Genomic DNA, 8,236 nt, shown 5'->3' with positions numbered 1-8,236 from the left:
CCCGCGCGGAGCGGGTACCACATCGCTGCGCGATGTGCAAGCGAACACCCGCGCTGCGCGCGGGTGTTGCGCTCCCGCTCCGCGTGAGCGCTAGCGGGTGGCTGCGCCACCCGCACACCCCGCCTGCGAAGCAGGCGGGGTGACGGTCCGTCCGCTGCGCTCCCGGACCGGCGGGACTTTGTCCCGCTACCAGGCTTGCGCTTCGCTCCAGCCTGGCCGGCGGGTCCGCTGTGCTCCCCCGCCTGACGGCCCTTCCTGCTGCGCCTTCAGGCGCCGTTGGGGCCCGCTAGCGCGGGCCAGCTAGTTACGAGGGGGTGGGGGCGCTCGTGCGGGTCGGATTCGTGTTGTGCCTCCTCAGATTGATGCAGCATGTATCGTTGGCGAAAACATGAGACACCCCTCAACCTCAGTGCACCGGCTCAGGAGATGAATGCTCGTGGAAAGAGAAGAACCTTCTACATTCTGTCACCCGGCGTGGGACGTGCTGGTCCCCGCACGCGCGGCCTATCTGGCCGCCGTATCACCTCACTATGACGAGGTCTTCTGGGATGTTGCGCAGCACGTCGAGCGTGCCGGCTGTCTTGGTAAGAGGGACATCGCTGCCTTGGTCGTGTGGAAACGCCTCTCTGCGCAGACCCGTTGGGTGACAGCTCTCATGTCGCTGCCCGACCGCCAGGTGCGAGCCGTCACCGAGCAGGCCGTCGCGTCAGTGCAGGACCTCACTCTTTCACTCGGTGAGGCGGCTCAGGCGGGGCGCAGTGCCATCTCTGAACTGCCGGGGTTCGTCAATGGTGACGCTCTCGCGTCGGCCATCCTGACTTCGGCAGTCCCCCACGCGGATGGCCGTCTACGACCGGCATGTCCAGCGCGCCATCGACCTGCTTGGGCTCACACTCACGGACCGTCCGGGCCGCTACGGCCGCTACATGGACCTCCTCGACACCCTCCTCAAAAACAGCGGAGGGTGCGCAGACAGTTGGACCCCGCGCGATGTCGACACTGCTCTGTACTGGGCTGGAAAGAACCCTGAGTAAAAGTAAGGATGAGAGAGTCGATGAAAAGATGCAGGGAAGGGATCTGAAATTGCAGAGGATCACTCTGAAGGAACACCAGGTTGACCAGAAATCGGCGTTCCGAAAATGGGTAGGATTTCCTGCAAGATCATCTGTGCCCCCGCGAGGTGCCCGGGGCACGATCGTGTCAGCGACCGGTTCGGGCAAGACGATCACGGCCGCCGCGTGCGCGCTGGAGTCGTTCGCCAACGGCCGGATCCTCGTGACCGTGCCCACCCTGGACCTGCTCGTGCAGACCGCCCAGGCGTGGCGCCTGGTGGGCCACCGCGCCCCGATGGTCGCGGTGTGCTCGCTGGAGAACGACCCGGTGCTGAAGGAACTGGGGGTGCGGACCACCACCAACCCCATCCAGCTCGCTCTGTGGGCCGGGTCCGGGCCGGTGGTCGTGTTCGCCACGTACGCCTCTCTCGTGGACCGTGAGGACCTCGACGCTCCCGAGGGCCAGCGGAAGGTCCGCGGGCCGCTGGAGGCCTCTTTGGCGGGCGGGGAGCGGCTGTATGGCCAGCGCATGGACGGCTTCGACCTCGCCATCGTGGACGAGGCCCACGGAACCGCCGGTGATCTTGGTCGTCCGTGGGCGGCGATCCACGACAACGCCCGCATCCCGGCGGACTACCGGCTCTACCTCACCGCGACCCCCCGCATCCTCGCCGCACCCCGGCCACAGAAGGGCGCGGACGGCCAGGAGGCGGAGATCGCGACCATGGCCAACGACCCGAACAGCACGTACGGCGCGTGGCTGGCCGAGCTGGGGCTGTCGGAGGCGATCGAGCGGGGCATCCTCGCGGGGTTCGAGATCGACGTGCTGGAGATCCGCGACCCCTCCCCCGTCCTCGGGGAGTCGGAGGAGGCGCAGCGCGGCCGGCGCCTGGCGCTGCTGCAGACCGCGCTCCTGGAACACGCGGCGAAGTGGAACCTCAAGACCGTTATGACGTTCCACCAGAAGGTCAAGGAGGCCGCCGCGTTCGCGGAGAAGTTGCCCGAGACCGCGGCCGAGCTGTACATGAACGACGTCTCGGGCGAGGACCTGGTGAAGGCGGAGGAGCTGCCGGAGTCGTCGATCGACGCGGAGTTCTACGAGCTGGAGGCCGGCCGCCACGTCCCGCCGGACCGGGTGTGGTCGGCGTGGCTGTGCGGGGACCACCTCGTGACCGAGCGGCGCGAGGTCATCCGCCAGTTCGCCAACGGCATCGACGCGGCCGGCCGCCGGGTACACCGCGCGTTCCTCGCCTCGGTGCGCGTGCTCGGGGAAGGCGTGGATATCACCGGCGAGCGGGGTGTGGAAGCCGTGTGCTTCGCCGACACCCGCGGCTCCCAGGTCGAGATCGTGCAGAACATCGGACGGGCCCTCCGGCTCAACCGCGACGGCTCCACGAAGGTCGCCAGGATCATCGTGCCGGTGTTCCTGGAGCCCGGCGAGGACCCGCAGGACATGGTCGCCAGTGCCAGCTTCCGCCCCCTTGTAGCGGTCCTCCAAGGCCTCCGCTCGCATGACGAACGTCTGGTCGAGCAGCTCGCCTCCCGAGCCCTCACCAGCGGCAAGCGCAAGGTGCACATCCGTCGTGACGAAGAGGGGCGGATCGTCGGGGCCGGCAGCGGCGAGAGCGACGGCGAGGACCAGGAGCAAGACAACACCGACGCCGCTGCCGAGTCGGCCTTGCTCCATTTCTCCTCTCTCCGGGACGCGGCGACCATCGCCGCGTTCCTTCGCACCCGGGTCTACCGGCCCGAGTCCCTGGTGTGGCTGGAGGGCTACCAGGCCCTGCTCCGGTGGCGGAAGGAGAACGAGATCACCGGCCTCTACCCCGTGCCCTACGACGTCCAGGTCGAAGTCGGCGTCACCAAGGCGTTCCCGCTCGGCCGATGGGTCCACCAGCAGCGCAAGGCGCTACGGGCCGGGGAACTGGAGGAACGGCGCAAGACGCTGCTCGACTTGCCGGAGGCTGGGATGGTCTGGGAGCCGGGCGAGGAAGCCTGGGAGTACAAGCTCGCCGCGCTCCGCTCCTACCGGCGGGCCACCGGACACCTCGCACCCCGCCAGGACGCGGTATGGGGCGAAGGCGAGGCGATGGTGCCCGTCGGCCAGCACATGGCGAACCTGCGCCGGAAGGGCGGCCTGGGCAAGGACGCGGAACGGGCAGCACAGCGCGCAAAGCAGCTGGCGGCCATCGACCCCGACTGGAACTGCCCATGGCCGCTGGACTGGCAGCGGCACTACCGCGTCCTCGCCGACCTCGCCGCCGACGAACCAGGCGGAGTGCTACCCAAGATCGCACCCGGCGTGCTCATGGACGGCGACGATATCGGAAAGTGGCTCCAGCAGCAGCGCAAACCGAGCGTCTGGGCGCAGCTGTCGACCGAGCAACAGGAACGGCTTTCCACGCTGGGCATCAAGCCGCTTGAGACGCCGTCTCCCGCCCCTGCGACTGGGCGGACGGCGCAGGGCCCGAGCAAGGCACAGCAGGCGTTCCAGCGGGGCCTGGCGGCCCTCACGCAGTGGGTGGAACGGGAAGGCCCGGACCGGCCCGTCCCCCGCAGCCACAGCGAGGAGATCACGGTCGACGGCGAGCCGGTGACCGTGAAGCTGGGCGTATGGATTTCGAACACGACATCGAGAAGGGACCGGCTGGACGCCATCCAGCTCGCCGCCCTCGCGGAGCTAGGCATCCAGTGGGCGGGGCCAGCGCTGGTGACCCAGGCCGTCTCAGCGGTGCGGCCGACTTCTTGACGGTTGGCCCAGTGTCCGGGCCCGTAGCGGGACCCGGGCAGTGGGCCAGCCGCATCGCCCTTCAGTGCCTTGCTCAGGCTCGATTGTCCACCGTCACGAAGCCCGCCTTCTCGTAGTACCGGTCGAAGTCCTCAGCCGGTTCCGCGTTGTGGACCAGGCGGGCGAATGCCCGCTCGTAGTGGGTGACCTCGTAGCGCGTCACGGCGGTCTTGCCGTCGCGCTCCTCGAAGATGGGCTTGGGCAGGGGCAACATGACGCGCCCGCCGTCGACGGCGGTCAGGTAGTGGCGGTCGACCAGTGTGCCGTTCCAGAAGATGTCGCCCACCTGATACCGCAGGGGCCCGTCGTCGGTGAAGGCGCTGTTCCAGTCGGGCGTCATGTCCGTCGCTACGACGATGCCCCAGGAGATGGTGAGCGCCACGTTCTCGCGGTACACGAGGGTGTTGCTGTGGGACTCAAGGTCGAGGGACCACTCCTCCGTCTTGTTCGCGCCCAGCGTGCTCCAGCGCTCCCAGCTGTCATGGAAAGTCGGTCCTGAACCAGCGCCCCAGCAGACGATGTGATGCCAGTCCGCGTTGGTGGAGCGCTCGATGATGCTGCGGATGTCGTCGAGTCGCATTTGCTCTGTTCCCTCCCCTGATCGGAAGGGGAATCGTACGGGATCACACCCACTTGGCGGCCGGGGGAGGGCCCCTGCAAGCTCGGCGCTGGAAGGCCGGCGCCTTCTTAATGCCGCGGCCACAGCCCCACTCCTCGGTGTCTTTCACCGCCGCTCCGGCTGGAGGTGACGGCAGCTTGTACGGCTTCCTCGTGTGGCGGAGCTATGGAGCCAGCAACTGGTCGAAGAACCCGTTCAGCATGAGCTTGGCAGCCTGTGGGTCCACGAACTCGGCGCCGCCAAACCGGTACACCTCGTACCCCTGAAGACGAATCCGCCGATCTTCTCGGACCATGTCGGCGTACAGGTCGGGTGCGGCCTTCCCATCGCGCGAGTAGTGCTCCTTCCCGTCCAGTTCGAGGACGTATCGGCGACCGCCGGAAGCGAGCATCAGGAAGTCCATCCGCTGCCGCGTCAGCACCTTGCCTTCCGCCCGTTGACTCCGCTGATGTTGCGCCAAGGGGTCGTAGTGGAGATACACCTGTGGCAACAGAGCAGGAAGGTCTCCGAAGCCTCGCTGCATCGCGTAATCCCAGTAGGTGTCCAGCATCAGCCGCTCCGGGGCGTTCAGTGACCCCCGCAGCCGCTTCAGGAGCGCCTGCAGCCTGGGCTGCTCAGGCATCCCGTACATGCCGTCCTGGAGGTGCCACCACTTGCTCAGTTCGCTCCAGGTGAGGCCCGCGGCTCCCACTGGGCGGTCATAGAGCAGGCAGTGGTCCTTGTTCTTCGTGATCTCGATGACACCACCCGCGACGTCCCTCCACACGATCTCTGGCTTCTGCGCCGCGGCGAAGATGAGGTTACGCAACTCGCCGCGCAGCCCCCGCAAGCCTCCGGTGAAGGTGGTCTGCTCGCGTCGTTCCAGCGCTGCGCGCGCTGGGGCGAAGACCCTGGTCAGGTCAGTAATGAAGCCGTTGTCGTGCTCCATCCGAAACAAGTAGTAGCCCTGCTTGTCGTGAAAGGGAACCTCGAACTCGATACCGAGGCGGCGCAGAACGGCCTTGAGACACCGTATGACCGCTCCCGTCTCCGAGTTGTCCATCAGTCCGTCGTGCTCAGGGTCCTGGGGCAAGTCGTCGATCAGCAGGTCGATGAGGGCGTGCGCAGCCTCTTCGTCACCGCCTGCGGACGGGGCGGTGCGAAGCTCGTTGATGGCCGCGCGATTCAACCTCGTGTACGGGTAGCGGTCACCCTGGACGGTCTCAAAAAAGAGTTTCTGCGACACGCTGTCCCCCTCAGCCCTCACCGACCGGCAGAACTCCGGACGCCAGCATGATGATCTCGCAGGCCACTGACATCAAGCAGGAACTTTTAAGGCCTTGCGTTGCGGTGGCAGGCACAGCCGACGGCACCTGCGGCAGGTCCGGCTCTCTGCGAGTGCCAGCCGAGGTAGACCCCGGCTTCGGCACTGGCACGCTGCTCAGGGCCAGTGCCGCAGCTCAAATCGGACCGTCCGCCTGGGCGCTGCACCTGATGGCCACACCCTGACCTTGGTCACCAGGTACGTGAGGTCGGCACCGTGCGCAGGGTCGCCAGGTCGATCCGGTGCTGGTGGTGAAGTCGGCATCCACGTCGCTCCCGCGACGCCTCTGGCCGGTGGCGGACTCTGCACGCCGAGACCGGGCACGTCCCGACCTCTCTCCCATCGATGGCCACCCTGCGGTCATCGGCGGCGTCGTGACCAGAACTGTGAGACCCACCAGCCTTGGGTTGACAGCCGCACTCAAGATTGACCGGCGCGCGGGCGGTCAATGAGCATTTTCAGCGCTGCCTCTCCAGAGTGAGGACGGCTCTGGCGATGACAGTCATGAGGTTGGGGCTACAGCGTGCTCTGCGGAAGATTCGCCAGGACTTCAGGCGGGCGACTCCGCGTTCGACGGGTGCCCGGGCCGCGGACAGGGCCCGGTTGACGGTCCGCTCGGTGGGGGTGAGTTCGCCGTTGGGCGGGCGGCGCTTGGCGGTGGTGACCCAGTCTCCGGCTCCGATGTAGGCCATGTCGGCGAGGACCGGGACGCCCTGGCGTTCGCAGATTCGGATGATTTTGTGAGTGCGGGCGGCCGTCAGGTCGTGGGTCCGGCCCGGCAGCGCCGGGGACAGCCACAGGACCTCCCCGGCAGGATCCGTGACGACCTGCACGTTCACGCCGTGCCGTTTGTGCTTGGACGAATAGTCGGCCTGCCCGTCGCCGACCCGGTCGCACTCGGCAAGGGTGCCGTCCAGGAGCGCGTAGTCGGGGTCCGTCTCCCGAAGTGCCTTCAGCAGTCCTGGCGCCTTGTCCGCCAGGTGCCGGACGACGGTGGTGACGTAGGCGTGGGCGGTGCCGACGGATATGCCGAAGCCCGCGGCGAGCTGCGTGAGGGTGTCGTGCCGCCGGAGGTAGACCAGGGCGACGAGAGCACGCTGGTGAGGCGGGAGCTTGCAGCGGCGGTCACCCTCACGGGTGACGATGAGCATGGTGACCCACTCGACCAGGGCGTGAGGCAGGTCGAGTGAGGCAGGACAGGGAACCAACGAGGCTCCTGCGCTGATGAGTTGAGACGCCGAACACCTCTCTCAACGGCACGGGAGCCTCGTGCGTTGCGGGTGTCGGCCTCGTCACCCATCTGGTGGCCACTCTGAAAGTGCTCAATGAGTGCGGCGAAGAAGCCGGCGAGCAGCGGCTGGGCGCGGTCTCGGTCGCGGAGTTCGTCGTGGCCGAAGCGGAACACCTCGTAGCCGCGGAACTTCAGGTCGCGGTCCCCGGCCATGATCGCGGCGTATTTCGCGCTGTCGGGTTCGGTCCCTTCGTTGCGGGTGTAGTGCTGCTTGCCGTCGACTTCCAGCACCACTCGCCGGTTTCCCGGAAGCAGCATGAGGAAGTCCATCCGCAGGTTCTGCATGGCGCGCGCGCCACGTTGGCGAAGGGTCTTGGGGTCCCAGTGCAGCCAGATCTCCGGCAGGAGCGCGGGCACGTCGTTCAAGTGGTCCCGATTGGCGTGGTGGTAGTGCCAGAACAGGTTCTTCTGGCCTGAGGATTTCGGCAGAGAAGCCTCCATCCGGCTGTAGAGGGCCCGCGCCGCCTGCTCCTGATCAGAGATATCCCGGGTTTCCTGCCACCAGGCCAGGAGGTCCCGCCAGAGCAATCCCTCCTTGCCGACGGGGCGGTCGTAGACCAGCACCTTGTCGTCGCTTTCGGCTACCTCGATGTCGTTGTCGAGGGCGCTGGTGAAGCGGATGTCGGGCTTGCCCAGGGTGGCGAAGATGAGATTGCGCGGTCGACGTGCGATGCCACGGCCGTGCTCGACGAGCTGGAATTGGGGGTAACCGCCTGCCTCTGCGTGCTGGATTAGCTGGGCGCCCACTGGGTTCAGGTGCCGGTTGGCCAATGCGACGAAGCGGCGCTGCGCCGGCTCGTCGGGCAGGACAGCAGAGGATGCCAGGCCCTCGAGGAAGTGGCCGAAGCGGGGGTGCGGTGCTTCGAAGGCACCGAGCTGCTCGAAGAGGTGCTCGGTCGTCCAGTCATCCGGGAACCGAATCACATGGCGCTCGATCTGGTTGCGCAGGCTGTTGGTCGTGGTGGTCCATCCGCCGAGCGGATCGTTGTCCAGGTGCCACAGTCGGCCCAGCAGGCCCATGAAGCGGTCCGGGTAGCCAAGGTGGTCCGACAGATCGAAGTCTCTGGCCAGCTCGCGCCTGGTCCGGCTCGGGACCTGCACGTGGTGGCGGCCGAGCCACAGAGCATCCTGCAGCGCCATCCGTTCGGCCTGGCCGAGCTCCTCCTGCTCAAGAACCGCCTTA

General features: G+C 67.2%; 4 protein-coding genes and 1 pseudogene. 1 reads left to right on the top strand and 4 read right to left on the bottom strand.

Annotation, left to right across the window (positions count from 1 at the left end):
• Window positions 1-1,062: 1,062 nt before the first annotated feature.
• On the top strand, window positions 1,063-3,801 hold the full coding sequence (locus ACWH4W_RS31660) for a helicase associated domain-containing protein (RefSeq protein WP_473079310.1): 2,739 nt from the start codon (window positions 1,063-1,065) through the stop codon (window positions 3,799-3,801).
• Between the two features lie 73 nt (window positions 3,802-3,874).
• Here ACWH4W_RS31660 and ACWH4W_RS31655 read toward each other — a convergent pair whose 3' ends face one another.
• The 4 genes and pseudogenes from ACWH4W_RS31655 to ACWH4W_RS31640 form a co-directional block, all read right to left on the bottom strand.
• Window positions 3,875-4,420: a hypothetical protein gene (locus ACWH4W_RS31655; RefSeq protein WP_473079309.1), complete on the bottom strand. Its 546-nt coding sequence runs from the start codon at window positions 4,418-4,420 to the stop codon at window positions 3,875-3,877.
• 202 nt (window positions 4,421-4,622) lie between these two features.
• Entirely contained in the window at window positions 4,623-5,684 is a 1,062-nt protein-coding gene (locus ACWH4W_RS31650; RefSeq protein WP_473079308.1) for a hypothetical protein, read from the bottom strand.
• 536 nt (window positions 5,685-6,220) lie between these two features.
• Entirely contained in the window at window positions 6,221-6,970 is a 750-nt protein-coding gene (locus ACWH4W_RS31645; RefSeq protein ID WP_473079307.1) for a transposase family protein, read from the bottom strand.
• Window positions 6,971-7,710: 740 nt separating this feature from the next.
• Window positions 7,711-8,193 (bottom strand): annotated as a pseudogene (locus ACWH4W_RS31640) (AbiJ-related protein); the annotation flags it as partial.
• Window positions 8,194-8,236 lie beyond the last annotated feature (43 nt).

This window comes from Streptomyces sp. DSM 120436 (genome assembly GCF_055778765.1).
Note: the sequence above shows the minus strand (reverse complement) of the source record. Positions and strands in the feature narration are given on the sequence as shown.

Coding starts and splice junctions, on each gene's coding strand:
- ACWH4W_RS31660 (WP_473079310.1), top strand. CDS start 1,063: ATGCAGGGAAGGGATCTGAAATTGCAGAGGATCACTCTGAAGGAACAC.
- ACWH4W_RS31655 (WP_473079309.1), bottom strand. CDS start 4,420: ATGCGACTCGACGACATCCGCAGCATCATCGAGCGCTCCACCAACGCG.